Source organism: Brevibacillus sp. IT-7CA2 (assembly GCF_949767855.1).
In the GTDB taxonomy this organism is placed as follows: domain Bacteria; phylum Bacillota; class Bacilli; order Brevibacillales; family Brevibacillaceae; genus Brevibacillus.
In genome coordinates this window covers 114,757-138,924 of record NZ_CATKQT010000033.1, presented here as the reverse complement: position 1 = coordinate 138,924, position 24,168 = coordinate 114,757, and the positions used below count along the sequence as shown (strand labels likewise).

Here is a 24,168-nt window from a genome sequence, read left to right as displayed (position 1 = left end):
CCTCTATGGACGATTGCCATATGCTGTAGGGTTAGCAGTTACCCCACTCACAAGGAGAGGAAATCATGACAAAGCCCTCCTATACACGCCCCTCGTACTTTTTTGGCGGAATACCAGATGTCTACATGCAGATGGGGTACTATCCGTTTCCCACTCCTTCTGCTACGGAACAGCTGAGTCGGAGTGTTCACATTCCGTATGCGATGTCGATGGCGGATCAATGTAAATACTTTATGGGGCAATCGGAAAAAATGATCGTGAGCGATGGGGCTATCGGGATTGCTACCTTGTCGAATCCCTTACGCTCCGGTGTTCATTTATTTGTCCATCACTGGATGATCACCAATCCATCCCCGCACCCGATAGAAGCACATTTCTTGTTTGGCAAAGGCTCCTCCCTGACTGGTGCAACTCTCTCACGTCAAGTGACTTCTGGTTATGTTCAACTCCCCGCTTGTCCCGCCGCCCAAGGGCAACTTTTGCATGGCACTGGTATGGCGGATACCTTTTCTGATCACATTCATGCCGTGACGCGAATCATTCCGGCGTCCTCCACCGTTGAGGCGACCCCTGGCGGACAGTGGATTCTCGGACCAGGAATGGCACTCATCGTTCGCGTTCCAAACACAGGTGAGAAGACATCCTTTTACTTTTCAATAGACTGGTGGGAACAACCCGTATATGGGTAGCTCTCACTGGAATGCTTGACGGACAAGTATAGCCGCAACAAAAAAGGGAACCCCAAAAGGAGTTCCCTGTCAATTCACTTTGTATTTTCCCTATACCATGTTGAAAAGCCAATTTCCACGTGATAAAATGAGAATTGGTCTGTTGGTCAATTGATAATTTGTAACTATTCTATCTCCAATATAATAGTATCACATTCACTTTCGATTGTCAAACCTTCAGGCCAAAAATGGGGAACGAAAAAGGAGCGGTACCATGAGCGTGACTGATCAAGATAGGCAAAACGAACAACAACGTGTTGAACGAGTCATCTCAGAGATAAAGAACCGAATAGATGACCTCAAAGAGCATGTGAATGTCGTGAGCGAGGATATCATCGGAATTCGCAAGCATTTTTGGGACGATGTGACAGTCAACTTCGAAGATGCCATCGAAGCTGTCGAGACTTACGCCAGCATCAAGCAGCAAGCGGAAGTCCTGTCCGAGCGTGAACGCATCCATCGCCATGCCCAAAATCAGTTGCGTACGCTGCAGCGATTGTTGCACTCTCCCTATTTTGGCAGGATTGATTTTCAAGAAGAGCTGGAATCGAAGCCAGAAGCCATCTATCTCGGCATTGCTTCCTTGCTGGATAAAAACGACGAGAAGTTTCTCGTCTACGACTGGCGCGCACCGATCTCCAGTCTGTATTACGACTACGCGCCGGGGCCAGCAGATTACAATACCCCAAGCGGAAACGTAAATGGAGAGATTACGTGCAAAAGACAATACATCATTCGCGACGGCAAATTGCTGCACCTGTTCGATACGGGCGTGACGATTGGTGACGAGCTGCTTCAGGAGGTACTCGGCAAACAGGCTGACTCGCAGATGAAAAGCATCGTGGCCACGATCCAACGGGATCAAAACCGCATCATCCGCAACGAACGCAGCCGACTCGTCATCGTCTCCGGAGCTGCTGGTAGCGGAAAAACGTCAGCGGCTTTGCAACGAATCGCTTATTTGTTATACCGTTATCGCAAGACATTGACCGCGGAGCAAATCGTCTTGTTCTCGCCTAACTCCTTGTTCAACAGCTACGTCTCGACTGTTCTTCCTGAGCTCGGCGAGGAAAATATGCAGCAAACGACTTTTCAGGAATACGCGGAGCATCGTCTCGGTGACGACTTCCGTCTGGAAAACCCGCTTGAACAGATGGAGTATGCACTGACAGCAAATGATCAGTCTGGATACGAGGCGCGGCTGGAAGGAATCCGATTCAAATCAAGCACCTTATTTTTGCAGGCCATGGATGAATACGCGGATAGCTTGAAACAATCTGGTATCATTTTTCGCCCCGTTACATTTAGAAACCAGACTCTGATCAGTGCTGCGCACATCCATGAACTGTTTTATTCTCTCGATACGAATCTGCCGATCACCAATCGGATGGTACTCGTTGCGAAATCACTGCTGACAGAGCTGAAAAAACTGGAACAGCGTGAACGATCAAAACCATGGGTAGAAGAGGAAATGGAGCTGCTTGACCGAGATGCTTATGTAGCTGCCTATCAATCGCTGCGCCGCAAAAAGCAGTTTCGGGAGGATACCTTCGATGACTTCGAACGCGAGCAGGAGCTCTTAGCCAACTGGATCGTCAAAAAGCAGTTTCAGCCTCTGCGCAATTTTATTCGGGAACTACAATTTATTGATACGCGCGCTATTTACCGCCAGCTCTTCTTGTCACCTGACTTGCTCGGGACACTTGCGCCAGACACTCTCCAACACGATGTATTGGACAATTGGCCCGCAGTGTGCGAACAGACAGCAGAGCGTTTAGAACAACAGTATTTGGCATGTGAAGATATCCCTCCATATTTGTATTTGCAGGAACGATTGGAAGGCAAACAGACGAACAACCTCGTCCGCCATGTCTTTCTCGATGAAGCCCAGGACTACTCCGCCTTTCAGTTCGCTCTCATCAAGAGCTTGTTTCCCCGTGCCAAAATGACCGTGCTGGGAGACTGGAATCAGGCGATTTACGCCCATGCGTATCACCAGAATAGCTTTGATGCTGTCACATCCCTGTTTGAGCCTGATGAGACGGAGACCTTCGTCCTGACCAAAAGCTACCGCTCCACTTATCCCATCGTCTTGTTTACAAGACAACTTTTGCGAAACGGGGATATGATTGAGCCTTTTATGCGCGACGGTCGCTTGCCAACGCTAACCAAAGTGACATCACCACAAGCTCATACCGATCAAATCGAAGCACGCATACGTGAGCTCGCCGATCGTGGTCATCAGACGATCGCTGTTATCACCAAAACGCTAGAGGAAGCCCAAGTCGTTCATGACGCTTTGCAAGAGAGATTGCCGATTCGCTTGATCAAGCCCGCTACTCTTTCCTTTGAGAAGGGAATCTTGATCATTCCCTCTTACTTGGCAAAAGGGGTCGAGTTCGATGCGGTCATCCTTTATGATGCTTCGGCCACATACTATGGCGAAGAAAGTGAACGCAAGCTTTTTTACACGGCATGTACACGTGCCATGCACGAGCTGCACCTTTACTATTCGGGTGAAAAAAGTCCATTTTTAGATAACGTTTCTCCTGAGTATTACGAGCTGTTTGTTTAAAAAAAGAGATCCAGCTGACCACTTACTGGTTCAGCCGGATCTCTTTTTCACCTTTTTAGACCCACACAAATCGTGACAAGCAACAGGATCAAATTCAGCTCATAACCGCCCACAAACCCTTTCGCCCATTTCACTGTCACAATTGCTCCTGCCATGATCGCAGCTAATCCCCAGGCAGCATATCTCGCCCCGACTCCGATGATCAGCGCGAGACCGCCGATCAATTCTACGATCAAAACCAGATACGCTAGCCACCCCGGCAAGCCGAGATCTCCAAACGTCATCACAACATTAGCCATCCCTTTTTGCAGCTTGGCTATGCCATGGATGAAAAACAAGATTCCCGTCCCGATCCGTAATAAAGCAAACGCTTTTTCGTAAGCCATCTTATTTTATCTCCCTCCCCTCCACCATTACCATATGCCCACTTGCAGACAATCAGTCTTGTGCTCTCCGGCGGGACAACAGCTCAAAGCTCTGGTGCTTACAACGAGGGCAGCCGCGTTTTTTCAATTGCTCTATCGTCACTATTTTTGCCTGTGCCCCTACCTGGATCGATCTTTTGCAACGCTTGCATTGATACTCACGCTTGGAAGGAGTCTCTTCGCCTGTGTACAGCGACTCCAGAAATGGATGCTTGATCGTCGGATCCGTCATCTCTGTGGTGGTGAGCACGATCATCTGTCCCTTGTTTCCAATCATTTGCGCCGCTTCGTATTCATTGAAATGACTGAGCACCTCTCGTACGGTCAAGCCTGCCAGCACGAACTCCCGTTGCATATTCAGCGTGAAATCAGGCGATTTATGCGCAAAGGACAAGAAGATGGACAATCCTTTTTGCTTTTGCAGCCCACTGATTCCACGGGATAAAAACAAAGCCATTCCTTGCAGCGTATAAGGTGGATCGGTGAAAAAGCAATCGTACCCACCCTGCAGCTTCTTCGGCAGCGGCTGCCGCAAATCAGCCTGATGGCACGCCACGGTCAATGCTTTTTGCTTGGACACATCCGTAATGTACTGGAGAAAACGTTCATCGATATCGACTACGTCAATTTGCCCTGGACGTTGCTGATTCCCTGGAAACAAGCGCTTGAGCAAAAGCCCCAGCGAGATACTGACCAAATCATCATCCCCGACGCATAATATTTTTTTGCCCACTAAGCTCTGATGCCGTAAGCATAAGATTGCCCTGCGCAAGCTCGTCTCGACTGTGCATTTGGACTGATCGATCTGTACATCGACTTGTGGACGCCCAGCAAAAATCGTCTCCATTTCCGCTTGCAAGTCAGCCAGCTCAGTTTTCCAAGCTTCATCGTCTCTCATCAGCTTCTCGTACAGCTCTCGATCCAGCCCACCAAACCCTAGCTTTTGCTCAATGAACGCTTCCCCTTCTGCAGTGCATCTCACCCCGCTCCCCTGCTGTATGGCACCGGCCTTGATCAGCTCTTTTTTGATCGCAGTCGCCACAGGTACAGGCAAGAGTACTTTTCTCGCCAGCTCTTTCGTAGGCAAACCCGGATGAAAATAACACGCGAGCAGAAACTGTTCGATTACACGCTGACCTTCTTGTAAACGCACTTGTTTATAGGTGTCTTCGATATAATTTTTCATGTAGAAAACCTCTTTTCAAAAGGGATGGACCCATCGATGCATGCAAAAAAGCAGAGCATGAACATTCGTTCATCTCCGCCTTGAGGGCATACGTTCGCTACGCGCGCGTGGATAGTCACGCAAAAAAACCGTGCGTAAGAGCACGGTTCCCGTAGTCGAGCAAATGGGTAGATGGATGACCGTAAGTTCTTAACTAATCAAGGCCTCCCTTTTTCCATAGCAAATAAGCCGACATGAAATGTGGATTTTGCCAAAAATACTGGGAGTACCCTATCCAATTGCCTAGTTAAGAACACACACCGACATCAAAACGTCCCCTTTTTGAAAAGATACTTTCCATTATACAGCACTCGCAATTAAACGGCAAGAAGCTACATGGCAGTCTCTACAATCGCAGTTCTAGGCTGCTTCCGCTTTTCATGCAACCTCCGTCCCAGCCAATAAAAGATCAAGCTGACCAGTGCCAATACTGCCATGACCAAAAACATCACGGGGCCACCATATGCGGTGAGTACCATACCACCTGCCCATGGTCCGAGGAAGCTACCCAGCATCGTTGCGCTTTGTGCCCCATAGTAAGTCCCTCTCATATTCGCGGGACTGATCTCGTCGATTTGCGCATACTCCGCCGGTACGATCAAGATTTCCCCTAGCGTAAAGACGATCATCGCCGTTATAAACCAAGCCCAGTCTAGCGAAAAAGCAAAGCCGACTTCTCCTATGCCCATCAGCACAGCGCCACCTGCTATTCGCGCAAACAAGGAATAACGCTCAACCAGCCTCGTCACTGGAATTTGTAAAAGCAAGACGGTAAATCCGTTGACGCTCATCAAAGTTCCAAACAAGGCGACTCCCTCTGAAAAGTTTTCCCGCAAGTATTGGGAGAGCGTAACTGACATCTGACCGTACACCGTCACTAACAAGACTCCACCTGTGACAAAGGTAAGAAGGACGACATCCCTTCTGAGCACTTGCCAGATCTCAGCCAAACTAGCTCTCTCTACCTCTCCGTTCCCCCCACCATCATCAGTGACCCCACATCTCCGACATGCTACTACTAAAATGATGGCAAAGCTCACCAAGGATACCGTCGTCAAAAAAAATGCCAGATTGCTGCCGGAAATCCCCAAAAAAGCACCGAGCATAGGACCAATCGCAAAGCCAAGATTGTTCGCTAGATAGCGGTTCGAGAACACACGAAAACGCTTATGCTCGGGAGTCAAGTCTCCCATCAATGCTTTTGAAACCGTCGCAAATATCGAGGCCGACAATCCCATTAGCATACTGATCAAAAGCAAACCGATCGGATGCGCTACTGTAATGAATCCGATAATCGAGCACGCCATAGCGAGCAAGGAAAAAAACATCAGCTTTTGTCTGCCAAATAAATCCGAGAGAATCCCGCCAGCAAATCCCCCGACTGTTCCAGCCAAGGGACCTGCACCGATAATCAGTCCAATATAGGCATGAGAGAGCTTCGTCGTTTCACCAAGATAGATGGCCAGAAAAGGGATACTCATCGATTGGGTGAGCTGAACGAACACCGTCCCTGCCATCAACAGATGAACAATCGGGTGATACGCCTCCCACACTTGCCTCATTTTGCTCATACTGATTCAACCTACCCTCTCAACAAAATCATGCCATTTCCGTAAGCAAAATCACTCTGGTGTATGGAAGAAGGAACGCAGTAAGACTGGGAGACGCTCGACGAAGGCTTCTCGCAGACTGTAGTAGGAAATCGTCGTACTTCCTGTGTAGTGAGCACGAATCAGCCCCGCTCTGCGCAACGCCGTTACATGATGATGGACGGTGCTTTTTGCCAATGATACATGCTTCTGTAATTCACCGAGGGTACACGTCTTTTTTGCCAGGCAGCGCAAGATTTGCAGGCGCTTCTCATCCGCCAAGCACTGTGTGATGGGCAACAGCTCGAGGAGCGGCTGTGGTTTGGTCGTTGCCGCATCTTTGACAGGGTACATGCAAGTGGCAAGCCCCCGATAAAAGTCGAGAACAGTAGAATGGGCACAATGATATTGCGGGATCAATACAACCTCTCGCAAATCTGCCATCGGCTCAATCCAGATGCCGTTCGTAACATGATCGACCAAATCGATTGGAGGCGTTTCTTTGGCGCGGACTGTCAGCTCATCGGCACTCCGCTGCAGACTCTCCAAAATGCGTGGTTGCACCTTCGAAAAATAATGTTCATTCCAACGGGTAAGCAACGAAAGGCTGCGATCACGGATTTCCCCCAGGTTCAGCGGGATGGTCTCTACCCATGGAGCGAGACGCTCATAAATTTCACCGGGAGGGATGCTTTCCAGCCACTCAAGAAATTCTTCAACGGATTTGGTCTGGGGCGATTGCGCTACAAGCAGCACCAAACGGTGGAGTACCTCCCAGCGTTCATCTGCAAGTTCATCTGCAAAAGACGCCGGGAGCTTTTGTTTTGTCTCCTCTAACCAAGCCGTGCCAAGCAAACAATGCTTGCGCTCCTTCTCGTAGATGTAAGTGTAGAGGCTAATGATACATTCATACGCAGGAGACCATTCTACTCTGATCGAATATAACCCATTCATTCTATCACCATCGAACGTTTAGTTTTTTTCAGTGTATCATTTTTGTAGGATTTTGCATAGCGCTATTTCGTTAGAATAACTTATAAAGGTCCTTATGAATGGGGTCAACATAGTGGAGGAGAAGAAAAGCACAGTTCTCTTCGACTCTGACACGCCAGCAGGGGTGATTCACTGTCCGTCTCCGCTTCCAAAAGGGGACCGTCGAGCCAAAGCCACCCTATGGGCGGAAGTTTCTCATAGAAGAAGTGTTCGACAAGCGTGGTCCCCTTTTGAAAGTTCCGACTGGGGAGGCGCTGTCAAGGTCTACGAGCCCTGTGCTTTTTCTTCTCACCAGCTTTGTTGGTTTATCGATACCACTTAAACCATTGGCGAAGAAAAAAACTCTATCTAGGCATCCTCAAGGGGGGGCGACCGCGTTTAAGCAGAAAGTTTTACTGAAACAATGCAAGAAGCAGACGCTGAGGCTCCTTGTTCACACAAAAAAAGTAAGCCCCCAGCTTCACCAAACTGACGGGGCTTACCTATACTAGCTTTCCTTATACAAACGGCGGGTCCCACGCTTTTTTTCGCCAGCCCAACCGATGATCAACGACGTTCAAATCACGATCCAAGACAACATCTACGCCAAATGGCAGTTTGCGGTTGTACCAAAAGCGCACATCGCTCCACGTGACTTCATAACCGTCGGCAATCTCCTTCCACGTGACGTGGATTCGTTGAGCAAATCCGAGAAAAGCACGAACCCCGTCCACACCGACAGTAGCCTGGATGATCGCATCACGCTGCTGTTTCGGATACACATCCTCCAGTATCACACGTGCATACTCGATTCTCCCTGTGTAAAACAGTTCCTCCGTCTCTACGACGAATCGCCAGTGAAAAGGATGTATGCTCGGGAAAACATGGGATATGCCTCTTGTTTCCAAAGCCCTTGCTACCCGTCTGACGTTACGGTGATGCTGCCAAACCCGCACGCCAATATACAGGAGCGTCATCCCATATGCTACCGGAAATAGCACGCTGGGATCTCCTTTAAAAGCTATCCACCATATTGCCGTTGCTAAATGAATCGCGAACACCAGTGGCTCAAAAATCGCGAGCACATCCAAATGCACCCAACGCTTGCTAATAGGGCGAATACATTGAACTCCATAGGCGTTTAGCATATCGAGAAAAACATGCAGCACAACAGCCAGCAGCGTCCATCCGTACAAAATCCCGAAATGCCCCATGAGACCAAACCCCCAGGCAAGAGGAAGACTGATGATGAGGGGCCACAGAAACAAGGCAGGAATCGAATGAGTAATTCCCCGATGAAAGCGAATGTAAAAAGAAATACCGCGAAGTCTGGCCACAGTGTCGAAATCCGGGGCATGAGATCCCACTACCGTTGCGACCATCAGCGCCTGAGCAAGCGCCGGATCATGTGCCACTACTGGCGTGATATGAGCTAAGCCCGCCAGTGTGACACCCAACAAAAGATGACTGCCAGTGTCCATTACGATGCCTCCCTTTGCAAGTACTCCCTTCCCTTTTACTGTACGAAAAAATAGCGAGGATTCTATAAACCGCAGGTAAAGGTTATCCGAAGATTTCGTCTGCGATGTTAACAATCTCTCAACGAAAAAGCAGCCTGTCAGAAAAGCGACAGACTGCTTGGAGCTTATCTATTCGTGAATTTATGCTTCTTCTGTCAGGCGCAGGAATTCGTCGATGTCTGCCACAGCCAGATCAACAGCTTTTTGCCAGAACTCAACTGTCGTCATATCCTCGCCGAGATGCTTCTTCGCCAAGTCCTCTACCATCAGGCGGCCCGTATCTTGGAGCAGTGCATCGTATTTCGGTGCGAAGCTCTCGCCTTCTTCGAGTGCACGCGCATAAACACTCATGCTAAACAAGTACCCGAATGTGTACGGGAAGTTGTAGAACGGATACGACGTGATATAGAAATGCAGCTTGGATGCCCAGAAGTGCGGCTCGTAATCTGCCAAAGCTCCATTGTACGCTTGCTTTTGCGCCTCTTCCATGATTCGGTCGAGATCAGCCGCGCTCACGAGACCTTCTTTGCGCTTCTCGTAGAAGTTTTTCTCGAAAATAAAGCGAGCGTGGATGTTCATGAAAAACGCGACGATGGATTGCAGCTTATCTTCCAAGAGCACCAGTTTTTCATCGTCATTGGCTGCATTTTTCACAGCAGCGTCAGCGAGGATCATCTCTGCGAAGGTCGATGCTGTTTCTGCAACGTTCATCGCGTAGTTTTGGTTAAGTGCTGGCAAATCCCACATGACTTGCTGATGATACGCATGCCCCAGCTCATGTGCCAGTGTGGATACATTGCTTGCGCTTCCCGCATACGTCATGAACACGCGGGACTGCTTGCTGACTGGGAAGCTCGTGCAGAATCCGCCTGGGCGTTTGCCAGGACGATCCTCTGCCTCGATCCAGCCCTCATCGAATGCCTTTTGCGCAAACTCAGCCATGCTCGGATTGAAACGGTTGAAGTGCTCAACGATCAGGGCGGCTGCTTCATCGTAAGACACTTCTTTATGTACATTCCCGACTGGAGCCCCTACATCGTACCAGCTCAGTTTGTCTACACCGAGCAGCTTCGCCTTGCGCTCCAGGTAGGCAACCAAACGATCCTTGCGATTGTCGATGGCCTGCCACATCGCGTCGAGAGTTTTTTCCTGCATCCGTCCAATGTCCAGCGGCTCACGCAGGACGGAATCCCAGCCGCGATGACGGTACAGAGAGAGACGGAAACCACCCAAGTGATTCAGCGCCTGCGCACACAGCTCCGTTTCCTTGCCCCAAGCTTCTGTCCACTTTTCAAAAACATGGGCACGAACGGCACGGTCAGGACTGCTCATCAGGTTAGAAGCTTGCCCGACGGACATATGCTTCGTCTCTCCATTGACCTCAACCTCAATGCTCATACGTCCCACGACCGCATTGTACAAATCTTGCCAAGCGTGATACCCGTCTACAGCTAAATCGTTTGCCAGCACTTCTTGTTCAGGCGACAGCTTTTCCTGTGCACGGCGACGGCGCTCATTCAGCACAAAAGCAAGCGGTTGCAATTCTTCGTCTGCCAACAGATTCTCCCACGCAGCCTCATCGATAGCCAGAAGCTTTTCTTCCCAGCGCGTCAATACTGCACCAAACGCAGCCGAGATGCTCTTTACACGCCCACCCATCAGCTTGGCTGGCTCATCCTTTACATTTTGAGCAGTCAGGCAGGAAATGAATGCACCTGCTTGTCTCACACGCACGGCAATGCTTTGGACATGAGTGACAACTTCCTTGAAAGCCGCTGTTTCATGCAAACCAGTGCTAGATTGTTCCAACCGCGCTTTCAGGTTCGCAATATCCGCTTCCAAAGTTCCTAAAAACGCCCGAAAATCCTCCGATTCACTACCACCAGGAAAAATCACATCCATATCCCAGCGTTGTGGAAATGCTTTTGTCATATGTACCCCTCCTCAAAAAACTCCTTCGATAAAAATATTTCTATAATAAGGTAGCTATTCCCTCCCTATTTATTCATATCGTTAGAAAAGCGACTGCCATGTAAGCAGTCGCCAACTATTCACACCTACTGAACAGGGATGGAAAACGTCTCCCCTTGTTTTTCAACAACGATCCTGTCCCTCTCGTCCCCCGCTACTGCCAACAGACGCTCGAACGGCTCATCAACAGGCTCACGCGAGAGTACAAACGTATTCCAATGAATGGGCACCAGCCACTTGGCTTTGGTCTCCTTGAACATTTGCCATGCTTGCTCTGGCGTACAATGCGCTGCTTGATACGAGTCTGGCTTGTAGGCGCCAATCGGCATGAACACCAGATCGATAGGCCCGAATTGCTTCGCCAAATTTTCCATGGAGATATAAGCAGTATCGCCTGGATAGAGGATGCGCACGCCATTTTTCTCAATCATATAGCCGTTGTAGCCGTACTCATGATTCCATGGAAAGCGATTGCCCCAATGACGAACAGGAATCGCAGTAACCGTAATTCCTTCTTTGGTTGTAACGGCTTCTCCCGGCTGCATTTCCTCATACGAACCAAATGGCATATGCTTGAACAGCTTGCTCGTCTGGTGCGCCGTAATGACATGTGTGGAACGATTCGCTATTTTTTGCAAGGTAGGCAGATCGACATGATCCAAATGGGCATGCGATAGCAAGATGATATCTACCTCGCCAATCTCAGCAAAGTCGAGAGCAGGAGGCGTAAAGCGCTTGGGACCAAAATGGACACCTGCAAGCTTAATCCCGAGCTTCTCTCCCAAAACCGGATCCGTCAGTATTTTCGTACCAAACATATTCAACAGAATCGTCGAGTGACCGATCCATGTAAATGTAACCTCATCATGACTCCAGTCAGCAGGCACTGGCTTTTTCGTGTCCAGATGACGAAACTCCGGCTTCGGAAGCTGTCCCATATGGTACCAGTAGCGGTAAGCCACATAGCCAATCAATCCGATAAGGAGTACCCCCACTATGGAGCCTACCCATGTAAAAAAGTTGAGCATCAGACAACTCCCTTTATCTAGCTGTGATTTCCCCATTATAGCAAAAGGCATTATTGCTGTAGCAAGCCTAAAAAAGCGGCAAACTGCTTTTTACGCTTGCTTACTTCCTCATGCCGGGCTTGCTATAATTGCTAGAGAAAAACTTAGAGAATCGAGGAGAAACCCATGATCCTGCACAAGGGAGAAGTCCTGTTTCGACAAGGAGAAACAGGACCGCTCTATCATCTGAAGAACGGTCTGTTAAAAATCGTTCGGGTACATGCAGACGGAGCATTGACGCTGGTCAACATCATCGTTCCGGATGAGATCATCCCGCATCATTCGTTGATGAGCCCGAATCCCTATTACGGGACAGCAATCGCTCTCGTGACCTGTGAGGTCGAAGTGCTGTCTGCCCCTGATTGGTATCGCCATCTGGATGACAATCCTGAAAAGTGTCGTGATATCGCGCTACAGCTGCAAGGGAAGCTGCGGATGATGCAGCAGCGTATCGACCAACTGACCGAAGTCTCTCCTGCTGAAAAGCTTCGCAAGCTCCAGCTTTGGTTTCAGACATTCATTCCTGTCGCCTCGCTTTCGGAGTTGCTGACTCAGGATGAAATCGGTCAACTCATCGGGCTTCGCCGCGAGACGGTAAATCGACTGCTGCGCGCTCAAACTGCGAATCGCGAGTAAGTTTGGTATTTTTTGTAAGAGCCTCTTTATGCCAATGTAGCGGCCGGACCAAAAAACTCAAAATGAATATCGTCTGTTGGCACTCCCCATTCCACCAGAGCACCGTTGATCGTCTTCATGAATGGAATTGGACCACAGAAATAGTAGCTCGCCTCTTTTGTATCGATGACCTTTTGCAGCCACGGCAAGTCGATATATCCTTCTTTCTGAAAAGCACCGTTCACTCGATCTTGCTCGGTCGGCTGTGTATAGCACCAGTGGACAGTGAGCTGCGGATGTTTTGCGGCCAGCTCCTCTACTGCCGGCTTCATGGCATGCACATTTCCGTTTTTGGCTGCGTGAATGAAGGTGATCGGACGGTCTGTTCCCGATTTGATCAGTGTGTTCAGCATGCTGATCATTGGGGTCAATCCTACACCACCACTGAGCAGCACAACCGGACGGCTGCCCTCTTGCTGTAAGGTAAAATCTCCAGCCGGAGCAGACAGCTGCAGCCTATCTCCTTCCTTCACTTCCTCTGACAAATAAACGGATACTTTTCCTGCTGGCTTATCTTGCATAGCATCCTCGCGTTTGACAGAAATGCGGTAGTACGCATTCCCAGGCGCATCAGAGAGACTGTATTGGCGAATGTGCGTAAATTGCTCGCCCGGTAATTCTACTTTGACGCTGACATACTGCCCTGGCTCATAGCTGGAAATCGGTTGACCATCCGCCGGAACCAGATAAAAGGAAGTGATCACGTCGCTTTCCTTCACCTTGCGTTGGACGATAAACTCTCTGAAATCTACCCATCCTCCAGGCTGCCCGCTCGCCTCTTCATACATTTCGTGTTCTACACCGATGAAAGCATCCGCAATGACGCCATACGCTTCCGCCCACGCCTGTAAAATCTCGTCCGTAGCGGCATCCCCAAGCACGTCTTTGATCGCAGCAAGTAGGTTTTCCCCGACGATTGGGTAGTGTTCGGCCTTCACTCCCAAGCTGCGGTGCTTATGTCCAATCTGCTTCACAACAGGCAAAATCGTTTCCAGCTTATCAATATACAAAGCCGCAGCATACACCGCATTTGCCAGAGCTGTTTGCTGTCTTCCCTGCTTTTGATTGGCGTGGTTGAAAATATTGAGAAGCTCAGGGTGCTTAGCAAACATCATTTGATAAAAACGTTTTGTAATGGCAGTTCCATGCACCTCTAGCACAGGAACGGTTGATTTTATAATTTCAATGGTTTTTGGGCTTAACATCGTAGAACCTCCTTGAAGTGCTTCGTTCTTTCTATATTTCAAGTGTACGGGAGGTTCAGAAATACACATGTGATTCTGGTCACAGGAAATAGAAACAATTTGTGACAATTGTAAAACACCATTGTTGCAAAAGAAACGATTGCCATGATAGCATATCAGCCAAATCCATCATTAAACAAAAACACTGAAGGTGAATGAATGCTAACAGTAAACCGAGAAGACGAACGTCCAATCTGGCAGCAACTGCTGGACCAAGCGATCCATAATATTACCACCGGAAAATGGCAGCCAGGTGAATTGCTGCTCCCCTCCCGCGAACTCGCTTCTTTAATTGGCGTTTCCCGTTCAACCATACAGATTGTTTATGAGGAGTTATTCAGCCGAGGATACACTGTCACCTCTCGTCGTGGCGGGACTAGAGTTAGCGAATGGACTTATGCAACTCGTCCTTCAGAGGAGGCTGCGCCAGAAGGACCTGTCCCTCCCGAATTGCCTTTATTAAACGCTACAATCGGTCATTTGCACGGTTGGTTCGGGGACAAAGATAGTCAAAAGATTGAGATCGATTTCAGTCCCCATGAGCCATATTTGGACGAACATTTTCAAAAGAATTGGAGACGTTCTTTTTTACAGGCTTCCACAGAAACGAATCTGGACAGTTGGGCTTATGGCAATGCCTATGGATACCAACCGCTACGGGAACAGATTCAACGTTATTTGTCACTTGAACGGGGCGTTCATGTGAATATCGATCAAATCATGTTAACCTCAGGTGCACAACATAGCATCGATTTGATTGCCCAAGCCCTTTTACATGAAGGAGATAGCGTTTCTGTTGAAGATCCTGGCTTCCCTGCTGCCTGGATGGCAATGAAGTATCGGCGTATGCAAGTTTTCTCCGTTCCAGTTGACGAGTACGGGTTATGCGTAGACCAGATTCATCCGGGGTCCAAGCTTGTCTATGTTACGCCATCGCACCAGTGTGCGGTTGGAGTCATTATGTCGGAACCTCGCAGGCAACAATTGTTACATATGGCTGCCGAGCAGCAGTTTTGGATTGTTGAGGATGATTACGACAGCGAATTTCGCTATCGCGGCGACCCACTTCCAACCTTGTTCAGTCAGCGACCGCAGAACACGTTGTATATGATGAGTTTTTCCAAAATGATTGCTCCTGGTATTCGGATATCGGCAATCGTTGGTCCCAAAGAAGCCATTCGTCAGCTCGCCCAAGTCCATGAATTAACGTATCGTCATCTTCCGATTATGGAGCAATTAACGCTTACTCATTTTATTGAGCATGGTCATTTCATGCGCCATATGAGACGAGTTCGAAATGTATATCGGCGCAAACATGAAGCCATGACGAAGGCCATCATCACGACAGGTCTCGGCGAACACTTCACACTAAGCGGCGTAGAAACGGGGTTGCATATCCTTCTTGAAGCTGATAAATCGTTTGTCGAAGAAGCCGCGACGAACCTAGCACTCGACAAAGGAATCCGTGTTTATCCACTTAGCAAGTATTGCTTGAAAAGCGATCGAAAAGGATGGGTACTGGGTTTTGCTAAAGTAGATGAATCAACCATTGAAGAAGGCATTTTTCGTCTTGCGGAGATTACACGGTTTTACCAGGGTTGAACATTTTTTCTTCTTCCATTGGATTTTCTTTCGCAGTGATATGATGTGGATCTATTCGGTACACCTGAACCGGACCACCGAATACTGCTGAACGGTATTTGTCCACGTGCTGCTTGGGTAAAGGCCGATTATAGTAGCCAGGCACATACTTATTCATCATTTCTTGCAACATGTGTGTAGCTTCATCCAGATCGGCAATAGGCTGTGCCTTGCCAAAAATCATTACACTCATATACGCTGTGTCCGTCTTAGCTGGCACCGGATCAGTAATCGTTCCATATTCTTCACAAACCGTAAAACAGACCTCTGGATTAGCATCCATAACCTGATTTCTTCTCCCGCCGGTGGCTCCATGGAAATAAAGTTGCCCATTTGTCCAAACAAAATTGAGCGGAACAACATACGGCAAATGACCATCTACCATTCCAAGATGTCCGATTCTAGCTTGCTGCAAAAATGTCTCAATCTTGCTCTGATCCAATACTTCTCTAATTTTGTAACGCACTCCATCCATTGTTATCACTCCTATTATTTTGAAATATGCTGCAAGTTTATCAGCCATTGGAGTGAATATATACGTCCAAAACCACCAGATTGGAGCAATCCATAAACTATCGTCTAAAGCATGAGAAAACTAAAAAGCTGCCGGATCATCCCGGCAGCAGGCATTTTCTTATTACTCAGTATGATTGATTAAATGAGCAATTTCTTTCACTCTCTCCATTGTAATTCCTTCTCTTTGTTCAACTGCAAGTGGATGATCCGTTTGTTCTAATTCTATTAAGGGAACCGCACCAACTTCTTGTGTATGTACCAATGTCTTTAATGATAGTGTAGTTTTTGGATAGATGGAAAGTTCAGTCGATAACCAACCAAAATAAGGTTTTTCATTTTCTCTTCCTTCTACAAGCAGCAATTCATTCGATTTCAAAAAGTTTTCTTCACTAAGAGAAACCCAAACACTCCATATAAACGTCTCATTACTATCCATTATTGGTATTTCAATATGTCCCCTAATAAAGAAATGCTGTTCATCAATTACACAAAAGTCTCTTATTAATTCTGTTCTTTTCTCTTCTGATACCGTGTAAAAATAATGTGGTGCTTCCATTCCGTAACAGAAAGGAAGTTCATTTAATTCGTTGTTACAGTGAGGGCATTTCATGTTTTTGCTCCTTATCGTTTCTCGCCGATTTTTTATTTAGATTACCACATATTTCATTACATGGATAATCTGCCATGCTACAAAAAAAGATCATCCCAAATCAAGCTGGAATGATCTCAATGTTTCTAATCAGTTTTGACAATACCAACCGGATACCCGTTCCCTCACAAACTTGGCCATGTTGTCTATGTCATTAATATCGAAAAATGGCAACCCCGGCTGACGATTGTCTGACCAACCTACGATCCCTACCAGATGAGTAACGATCGATAAGAGCTCCTCATCTTCTGGCCTGCGAAGCAGGACGAGCTTGGGATAGCCTTCACGCTTGAAGCCTTCTACCAAAATGAGCTCAGCCCCGGCATCTGCTAAGCGCTGAATAAGAACGGACAACTCCTGCGGCTTTTGCTCCACGATGGCCGTTTTCGTTTTGGATGTGATCGCGACTAGCGAGGCTCCGGCTTCACGATAACGCCAGGTGTCCTTCCCTGGTTGATCCCACTCAAAATCGTGTCCGCCATCATGCTTGATGACCCCGACTCTTATCCCTGCTTTTTCGAGGATCGGAATGAGCTTGGTGAGCAGCGTCGTCTTGCCACTGTTCGAATAACCGACAATCTGCAAAACACAAGGTGGCTTGACCATTCGCTATCCCTCTCTTCTCCAGGTTGGGGCGGCATGCGTGAGAACATCAACCAGCTCTCCTGCTTTTTGCCCGCTTCCCCCGGCTGGTATGATCATAAAGCATTCGCTGTCCTTCAACGTCCCCAGATTCCCTGCCTTTTCATTAAAATCAGGGATCGCATGCAAAACCCCGTCTTTTTCGAGGAGCTTCCCTCGCAGGTAACGTGGGTATGGACAAGGCTTCGTATAATCGACACCAAGTCTCGCCTTAATCACCTGCTGCACCACATGGGCTTCTCCCGAGATGCGACGAATGGCTGCTCGCGCAAATAACTCAAACCCGAGAAAACAGGCACCCGGATTCCCTGATAGGGCAATAAGAGGCTTGCCTTCCATGATCATGGCTGTCGTCGGACTTCCCGGACGTATCGCGATCCTGTTGAACAGAAGCTCCACCTCAGGCTCATCCACTAAAGCCGCGATCACATCAAAATCCCCAACGGACACACCGCCGCTTGAAATGACCAAATCCACGCCCCGCAAGCATTCACTGATTTTCGCCTTTGCCACCGACAGATCATCCGGCAGTCTTGAAAACGAAACAGGGATGCCCCCTGCCTCAGCAATCAAGGCAGTCAGCATCACCGTATTACTGTTGCGAATTTTGCCTGGAGCAAGCGGCTGATCAATCTCCAGCAGCTCGCTTCCAGTCGAAATCAGACCGACACGCGGCTTGCAGAACACCTCAACCTGCGAATAGCCAAACGTAGCCAAACTGGCGAGCGTACCTGCGTTAATCCGCTCGCCCGCCTTGGCAATGATCGTTCCGGTGGCCATCTCTTCACCGCGACGCGATACATTTTCCCCAGGCTTCATCTCCCGCTTGATCCGTACAGTATCCGCCTCTTCGGCTGGGTTGTACGTTTGCTCAAACATGATGACCGCATCCGCACCCGCAGGCATCATCGCACCTGTCATGATCCGCGTCGCGTAGCCCTTTTTCAATTCTCTTGTAGGTACTTGCCCGGCCGCAACCGTCTCTAGCACTGTTAGCGTAATCGGATGGTCAACCGAGGCTCCCACCGTATCCGCAGCTCTCACGGCAAACCCATCCAGCGGCGAGCGGTCAAAGTGCGGCAAATCGTATGTTGCACATAGATCAGAGGCCAGTATCCGCCCGTATGCCTCCCCGATCTGCACTTGTTCCGTTCTCCCTGTCAGCAATTTTGCCAACAGCTTGCTCATCGCTTCTTCAACCGAGAGTGTTTGTCGCGAAAAACGCATGGCTTGCTCCTCCTAATCTTGACCACCCATTGCTGCAGCTTGTCAGCCGACGTTTACTTCCAAATCTTCTACTTCTCTCTCCACGTATTTCAAATCTTTGTTGGCGTGGAAAGTGTCCGCTTTTTCAACCTTCACGGCTGTATTGTATTCGGGAATACCAGCGTATGTCTCGTATACACCCTTCGGAATGAGTACGTTCCCTTCCGGCCAGTGTACTTGAATGTTTCCTCGTCTAGTGTCCTCGAATTTGGCACGTCCTTGGAACGTTCCATATTTATTGTAAACGACGATATTTTCGCCTTCTGCAATGCGCAGTTCTTTTGCATCCTCTGCATTGATCAGGATATCATAACGGTCCGCATTGTTGAACGGGTCTTTCTTGCTGTAAATCATTGAGTTGAACTGCTTACCGCGACGAGTCGTTACATAGAAGTGTCCCTCTGGCTTGTTCAAATCCGGAATCTCAGTCGGAATCAGATTCGCTCGACCGTCCGGTGTCGGGCATACGCCGCCTTCACACAACCATGCACCGCCCCATTGGAAAACATCTCCGCGGTTTTTCAGATGCTGGATACCATCGTAGTTCGGATTCGCCAGGGCAATCTCTGCGCGAATTTCAGCTGCGGTTGAGAAGTGCATCAGATGCTTTTTCTCTGGATTTACCCGTGCCGCCAGATCTACGTAAATCTCCCATTCCGAACGCGCTTCTTCAATACGTGGCCCTTCCACTTCTGCACTGAAGTAAACCATACGCTCTGTACTTGTCGAAGTTCCGCCACCCGGCTGCTCGTAACGAGTCATTGCTGGCAGTACGATCACTTCTTCCTTCGCATCCACCAACGTAGATGTATTGAAAATGATGTCCTGATGTACACGCACTTCTATGCTCTCCAAGCATTTTTGCATGAAATCCGGATCTGGCATCGTCTCCAGGAAGTTGCCGCCACTCGTATAGAACAATCTGGTCTTGCGCTCGTGTCCATCTGGTAACACTGCATTCTCCAAAGAAATACCGACGATATCTCCTTGCCATTTCGGGATCGGGAAGTTCCAGATCTTTTCAATGCGGTTCCAGGATTTTTCTTCGAAGTCGCCACCAGGCAAGCTGAATGGATCGGCACCCATTTCACCGGAGCCTTGTACGCCGGAGTGACCGCGAATCGGCATGAGGCCCGTGTGCTTACGACCGAAGAATCCACGAAGGATGGCCAGATTGGCTACCTGAGAAATATTGTCCGTACCGAATTTGTGTTGGGTCAGTCCCATACTCCATACGAATACACCATTTTTGGAGTTTGCGAGCAGCACCGCAAATTCTTTGATACGCTCGCGGCTGAGACCAGAGGATTCAATGATTTTATCCCACGATTCATTCATCACATGCTTGCGCAGCTCTTCGATGCCGTTCGCGTGCTCCTTGATGAATTCATGGTTGATCGCAGAACCTGGCTTCGCTTCTTCCATCTCGAACCAAATCTTCATGACACCGTTCATGAACGCGATGTCGCCGCCAATGTTCACTTGGTAGAAATCGTCCGCGATCTTCGTCCCGAACAAAGCACTATCCGGTACAGACGGAATCCAGTACTTCTCCATCGCTGGCTCTCTGTACGGGTTGATCAGGATGATTTTCGTTCCTGCTTTTTTCGCAGCATACATGTATTTCGTCGATACAGGCTGGTTGTTACCTGGTACTGAGCCCCAGAATACGAGCACGTCGGTACCGATCCAATCCTGATAGTTACAGCTCGACGCACCAATACCAACAGAACGCTTCAATGCTGTCTTACTCGGCGAGTGACAAATACGCGATGCGTTGTCGATGTTGTTGGTTCCGAGGAAACGAGCCATTTTCGCTGCCGTGTAGTATACCTCGTTCGTAATACCACGAGCTGTCAAGAAAAAGGCCAGTTGTTTTGGGCTGATGTCTTTGATTTTTTTCGCAATGCGGTTCAGCGCTTCATCCCAGCTAATGCGCGTGAACTTGTTTTCTCCAGGTTTTCTGGACAGCGGATACGGGATTCTTCCCAGCTTGCGCAATTCTTCGCTGGATAACTTTTGTAGCGCCCGTACATCTTCGAAGCATTTTGGATCCATCGCAGACATCGTATTGAGACGTAGCACGTTCAAGCGCGTGGTGCACAAATGCGGGCCAGTCAGCGTCTGATCGTAGAGACCGGATACGCCGAGAGCGCAGCCATCACATACACCTTGCGTTAAAATTCGATAGGCGTAGCCCAAATTATCGCGATTGTCATATGCTACCTTCATCGTATCGCGAATGTGATGCGGTTTAATTTTTCCGAGTCCCATCGGCATCAGTGAAGCCCACAACGAAGGCTTCCAAGAAGTATCCAGCTTAATTGGTCCACCATGCTTGGTCTTGCCCATTTCTTTAGTCTCCCCTCTTATAAACTCCATTAAGACGAAAAAAACCACCATGAAACAGTCCCTCATCCTAAGGAAAAGAGCGTGTTCACGGTGGTTGTCTACGGCAGGTTCGCTACCTAGTCTCAACTTCGTGTTTGCTTTCGCGAATTCCGTTACGTCTAAGCCGGTGAACAGGAACGCTGCTTCGTTTAGACTTACGGTTCGTTTTTCATTCTTTTTTCGATGTCTTGATCAAAAACAAAGATCGACATTCCAAAATCCCGTTCAATGTCAATATCGACGAATAGATCAACGAGTTTTGCTCCAAGAAACGCTTCCATGTCAACTGGCTGGTGTTTCCGATAGATCTCTTTGACCATTTCGGTTCGGGCAGCTCGTAATGTCTGCTTTCCGTCTTCCGAAGTGGCGATGAACTTTTCCACCGGAGAAAGGTTGCCTTCCATCTCGCAGATCGCCCAATTCTTGCAGAACGTGGTGCTGATCTTGCTAGGTCCCTTTCCCATATGGCGCTTTCGGAAAGCCCTGACCAAATTACTGAATTCTGCTTCGAACTTATTCATCGAGGAAAATCACCTTTACTTCAAATCATTCTCTACTTAAACTTTACCATTGATTAACTAGCCAATTCAACAGACTTTTCTCTTTGTTTGGCTTCTTCCTTCAGTTTTTTGATATCCAAACGGACTAATAGCGAGATCACCAGAGCGACAACGAACATTCCTGCGAAAACACTCATAGTTCCTGTATAACTATCTGTCGTCTTGCGAACCCATGCTGCAAAGATCGGTCCTGCCAAGCCAGCAGCAGCCCATGCCGTCAAAATGTAGCCGTGAATCGCGCCCAATTGCTTCGTTCCAAACAAGTCACCAATGTAAGCCGGGATAGATGCAAAGCCCCCACCGTAACAGGTCATAATGATAAACATCGCAACCATGAACAGGATTGGATTGGACAAATTCGGCAACAGGAAGAACAAAACCATTTGAATGGCAAAGAAAGCAGTGTACGTATTTGGTCGTCCAATGAAATCAGACAGAGACGCCCATCCGATTCGTCCACCACCATTGAACAAACCGTTTAGCCCTACCATCAGAGCTGCTGTTCCGACAGACATGCCCACCATTTCTTGCGCCATCGGCGACGCTACCGAAATAACGGCGATTCCACATGTCACATTGATAAACAGCATCAGCCACAGCCAGTAAAAACGGCGTGTCTTGATCGCTTCGTTGGCAGTCAATTGACACAAATCCTTTTTGATTTGCTTGCTGCCAGCTGTTCCCTCAGCGGAAAATCCAGCCGGTACCCAGCCTTTTGGAGGTGGAGCCAAATATTGAGCCGAAGCCAACATCACAACGAAATAAATAATGCCCAAAATATAAAAGGTGTTCGCGATTCCTACATTTGCAATCAAAGCGTTCATAATCGGACTGGCAATCATGGAAGCAAAGCCGAAGCCCATAATCGCAAGACCTGTTGCTAAACCACGGCGATCCGGAAACCATTTGACCAAGGTCGATACTGGCGTAATATAACCTACACCAAGACCGATACCGCCAAGTACCCCATAACACAAGTACAACAGGGGCAAGCTGCTCAATTGAATCGCCAAGCCAGCGCCGACAGTTCCTACTCCAAAAAAGATAGATGCTAGAATGCCAGCTTTGCGCGGGCCGTGCTTTTCTACATAATGACCGAGGAAGGCAGCAGACAGCCCCAAGAACAAGATCGCAATACTAAACGTAAATTGAACGTCTGGCAAGTCCCAGCCGAACTGCTCGGTAATTGGCTTGGTGAATACACTCCATGCGTATACCGATCCAATCGAGATGTGGATGCCTACCGCAGCCAACGCGATGAGCCAGCGGTTTTTCACTTTTTGTTCCAAATCATTCATCTCCTTCGCAATGGTCTTTCGCATGCTGTGGATCCATCAGCAGCCTTCTCGAAAAAAAGAAAAACTGCTGATTTCACCGACTCACCCAGGTCTCCACAAATGGAAACGAGGGCTACGATGAAACACAGCAGTTAATCATCAGCAGGAACGCTACATCAGCATCAACAAGCATTGTGTTCACTATGTAATTCGCTGCAAGGCTACAAAATAATCGGTGGCAGGGTCGCTGCTCCGTGTCAATCTGTCCTTACGCTATGAATACATGGAAAGACGAAAATTTTATGACACTTTTCATCTCACATAGTATACTACCATGTAAGCGTTCACTCGACAATATTTTCCTCACAAAATAGCCATAAAAACTTCATATTTTCGACAAAAAGGAGGCCCGTATGTCCGAACTAACCATCACCACCCGACTGCCCGTGTTGAAAATTTCAGCTGACCAACATGGCTGGGAAGACGACGAAATCGTTACCGAGTACCCCCTCACGATTTTCCTCAATGATGAGGAATTCGCTACAATCGTATGTACTCCGGCCGACCTGGAAGAAATGGTCATCGGTTTTCTCGCAGCCGAGGGTGTCATCAAGAGCTACTCGGAAATTAAACAGCTTACGATTAATGAGGCCCAAGGGTTTGCCTACGTTGATTTGCATAAAGAAACGATTTTGTCGCAAAGCTTTTACTCCAAACGCAGAATTACTTCCTGCTGCGGAAAAAGCAGACAATCCTTTTACTTTTTTAGCGATGCGCGCACAGCAAAGCCCGTTGAAAGCACAACAACGGTCACTCCCTCTCAATGCATGCGCCTGATGAAAGAATTGCAAGCGTCGTCTGAGATCCACCGCCAAACAGGTGGCGTCCACAATGCAGCCCTCTGTACACCGGATGAAGTTTTGCTTCAGTTCTCCGACATCGGACGTCACAATGCTCTCGACAAGATCTATGGGAAATGCTTGCGAGATAACATTTCCACCACGGACAAAATTCTTGTATTCAGTGGACGCATCTCGTCTGAGGTGCTGCTCAAGGCTGCCAAGATTGGTGCTGGCATCATTTTGTCCAAGTCCGCTCCAACTGATCTCGCCCTGCAGCTGGCAGATGAGCTGAAGCTCACCGCAGTCGGATTTATCCGCAATGACAAAATGAACGTGTATACACAAGCAAAGAGAATCCTCCTACCTTAAAGGAGGAATCAATCAAAAGCGGGA

Annotated in this window: 20 protein-coding genes; 5 read left to right on the top strand and 15 right to left on the bottom strand. The window is 48.4% G+C overall.

From position 1 onward, the window contains the following. The first annotated feature begins 65 nt into the window (after positions 1 to 65). Together ACM6JA_RS17260 and helD are read left to right on the top strand one after the other, a co-directional pair. Complete coding sequence (locus tag ACM6JA_RS17260; RefSeq protein ID WP_414853311.1) at positions 66 to 689, top strand: DUF6143 family protein; 624 nt, start codon at positions 66 to 68, stop codon at positions 687 to 689. Positions 690 to 942: 253 nt separating this feature from the next. Further along, complete coding sequence (helD, locus tag ACM6JA_RS17255; RefSeq protein WP_414853310.1) at positions 943 to 3,303, top strand: RNA polymerase recycling motor HelD; 2,361 nt, start codon at positions 943 to 945, stop codon at positions 3,301 to 3,303. 47 nt (positions 3,304 to 3,350) lie between these two features. Here the strand turns inward: helD and ACM6JA_RS17250 are convergent, their stop codons facing one another. The 7 genes from ACM6JA_RS17250 to ACM6JA_RS17220 all read right to left on the bottom strand — a co-directional run bounded on the left by ACM6JA_RS17250 (position 3,351) and on the right by ACM6JA_RS17220 (position 12,033). Further along, the gene (locus ACM6JA_RS17250) at positions 3,351 to 3,689 is read right to left on the bottom strand and encodes a DoxX family protein (protein WP_414853309.1); all 339 of its coding nucleotides are present in this window, start codon (positions 3,687 to 3,689) and stop codon (positions 3,351 to 3,353) included. A gap of 52 nt (positions 3,690 to 3,741) precedes the next feature. Then, complete coding sequence (locus ACM6JA_RS17245; RefSeq protein ID WP_414853308.1) at positions 3,742 to 4,914, bottom strand: bis-aminopropyl spermidine synthase family protein; 1,173 nt, start codon at positions 4,912 to 4,914, stop codon at positions 3,742 to 3,744. A gap of 371 nt (positions 4,915 to 5,285) precedes the next feature. After that, positions 5,286 to 6,524, bottom strand: a complete 1,239-nt coding sequence (locus tag ACM6JA_RS17240; protein ID WP_414853307.1) for an MDR family MFS transporter — start codon at positions 6,522 to 6,524, stop codon at positions 5,286 to 5,288. A gap of 51 nt (positions 6,525 to 6,575) precedes the next feature. Continuing rightward, positions 6,576 to 7,496 (bottom strand): ArsR/SmtB family transcription factor, encoded by a 921-nt coding sequence (locus ACM6JA_RS17235; protein ID WP_414853306.1) that lies wholly within the window; start codon positions 7,494 to 7,496, stop codon positions 6,576 to 6,578. Between the two features lie 536 nt (positions 7,497 to 8,032). Beyond that, positions 8,033 to 8,995, bottom strand: coding sequence for a metal-dependent hydrolase (locus ACM6JA_RS17230; protein ID WP_414853305.1), 963 nt, complete (start codon positions 8,993 to 8,995; stop codon positions 8,033 to 8,035). Between the two features lie 180 nt (positions 8,996 to 9,175). Further along, the gene (locus ACM6JA_RS17225) at positions 9,176 to 10,966 is read right to left on the bottom strand and encodes a M3 family oligoendopeptidase (protein WP_414853304.1); all 1,791 of its coding nucleotides are present in this window, start codon (positions 10,964 to 10,966) and stop codon (positions 9,176 to 9,178) included. A gap of 125 nt (positions 10,967 to 11,091) precedes the next feature. Then, complete coding sequence (locus tag ACM6JA_RS17220) at positions 11,092 to 12,033, bottom strand: MBL fold metallo-hydrolase (protein ID WP_414853303.1); 942 nt, start codon at positions 12,031 to 12,033, stop codon at positions 11,092 to 11,094. Between the two features lie 165 nt (positions 12,034 to 12,198). Between ACM6JA_RS17220 and ACM6JA_RS17215 the strand changes: the two genes are divergently transcribed. Further along, positions 12,199 to 12,708, top strand: coding sequence for a Crp/Fnr family transcriptional regulator (locus ACM6JA_RS17215; protein ID WP_414853302.1), 510 nt, complete (start codon positions 12,199 to 12,201; stop codon positions 12,706 to 12,708). Positions 12,709 to 12,734: 26 nt separating this feature from the next. Here ACM6JA_RS17215 and hmpA read toward each other — a convergent pair whose 3' ends face one another. Then, positions 12,735 to 13,952 (bottom strand): NO-inducible flavohemoprotein, encoded by a 1,218-nt coding sequence (hmpA, locus tag ACM6JA_RS17210; protein WP_414853301.1) that lies wholly within the window; start codon positions 13,950 to 13,952, stop codon positions 12,735 to 12,737. A 198-nt stretch (positions 13,953 to 14,150) separates the two neighbouring features. On the opposite strand from hmpA, the gene ACM6JA_RS17205 reads away from it, so the two are divergent. Beyond that, entirely contained in the window at positions 14,151 to 15,593 is a 1,443-nt protein-coding gene (locus ACM6JA_RS17205; protein WP_414853300.1) for a PLP-dependent aminotransferase family protein, read from the top strand. Here the strand turns inward: ACM6JA_RS17205 and ACM6JA_RS17200 are convergent. The 7 genes from ACM6JA_RS17200 to ACM6JA_RS17170 form a co-directional block, all read right to left on the bottom strand. Continuing rightward, positions 15,571 to 16,107 (bottom strand): pyridoxamine 5'-phosphate oxidase family protein, encoded by a 537-nt coding sequence (locus ACM6JA_RS17200; protein WP_414853299.1) that lies wholly within the window; start codon positions 16,105 to 16,107, stop codon positions 15,571 to 15,573. The two genes, ACM6JA_RS17205 and ACM6JA_RS17200, sit on opposite strands and share 23 nt — an antisense overlap. Before the next feature lie 162 nt (positions 16,108 to 16,269). Then, the gene (locus ACM6JA_RS17195; RefSeq protein ID WP_414853298.1) at positions 16,270 to 16,758 is read right to left on the bottom strand and encodes a DUF2199 domain-containing protein; all 489 of its coding nucleotides are present in this window, start codon (positions 16,756 to 16,758) and stop codon (positions 16,270 to 16,272) included. Between the two features lie 129 nt (positions 16,759 to 16,887). After that, a complete protein-coding gene (gene mobB, locus ACM6JA_RS17190; RefSeq protein ID WP_007722497.1) occupies positions 16,888 to 17,403 on the bottom strand; it encodes a molybdopterin-guanine dinucleotide biosynthesis protein B in 516 nt (171 codons plus the stop codon). Between the two features lie 3 nt (positions 17,404 to 17,406). Further along, positions 17,407 to 18,666 (bottom strand): gephyrin-like molybdotransferase Glp, encoded by a 1,260-nt coding sequence (glp, locus tag ACM6JA_RS17185; RefSeq protein WP_414853297.1) that lies wholly within the window; start codon positions 18,664 to 18,666, stop codon positions 17,407 to 17,409. 42 nt (positions 18,667 to 18,708) lie between these two features. Next, positions 18,709 to 21,057: an FdhF/YdeP family oxidoreductase gene (locus tag ACM6JA_RS17180; RefSeq protein WP_414853296.1), complete on the bottom strand. Its 2,349-nt coding sequence runs from the start codon at positions 21,055 to 21,057 to the stop codon at positions 18,709 to 18,711. 194 nt (positions 21,058 to 21,251) lie between these two features. Beyond that, positions 21,252 to 21,617: a DUF2294 domain-containing protein gene (locus ACM6JA_RS17175; RefSeq protein WP_007722503.1), complete on the bottom strand. Its 366-nt coding sequence runs from the start codon at positions 21,615 to 21,617 to the stop codon at positions 21,252 to 21,254. Positions 21,618 to 21,670: 53 nt separating this feature from the next. Next, positions 21,671 to 22,945, bottom strand: a complete 1,275-nt coding sequence (locus ACM6JA_RS17170) for an OFA family MFS transporter (protein ID WP_414853683.1) — start codon at positions 22,943 to 22,945, stop codon at positions 21,671 to 21,673. Positions 22,946 to 23,346: 401 nt separating this feature from the next. On the opposite strand from ACM6JA_RS17170, the gene fdhD reads away from it, so the two are divergent. Beyond that, positions 23,347 to 24,144, top strand: coding sequence for a formate dehydrogenase accessory sulfurtransferase FdhD (fdhD, locus tag ACM6JA_RS17165; RefSeq protein ID WP_414853295.1), 798 nt, complete (start codon positions 23,347 to 23,349; stop codon positions 24,142 to 24,144). Positions 24,145 to 24,168 lie beyond the last annotated feature (24 nt).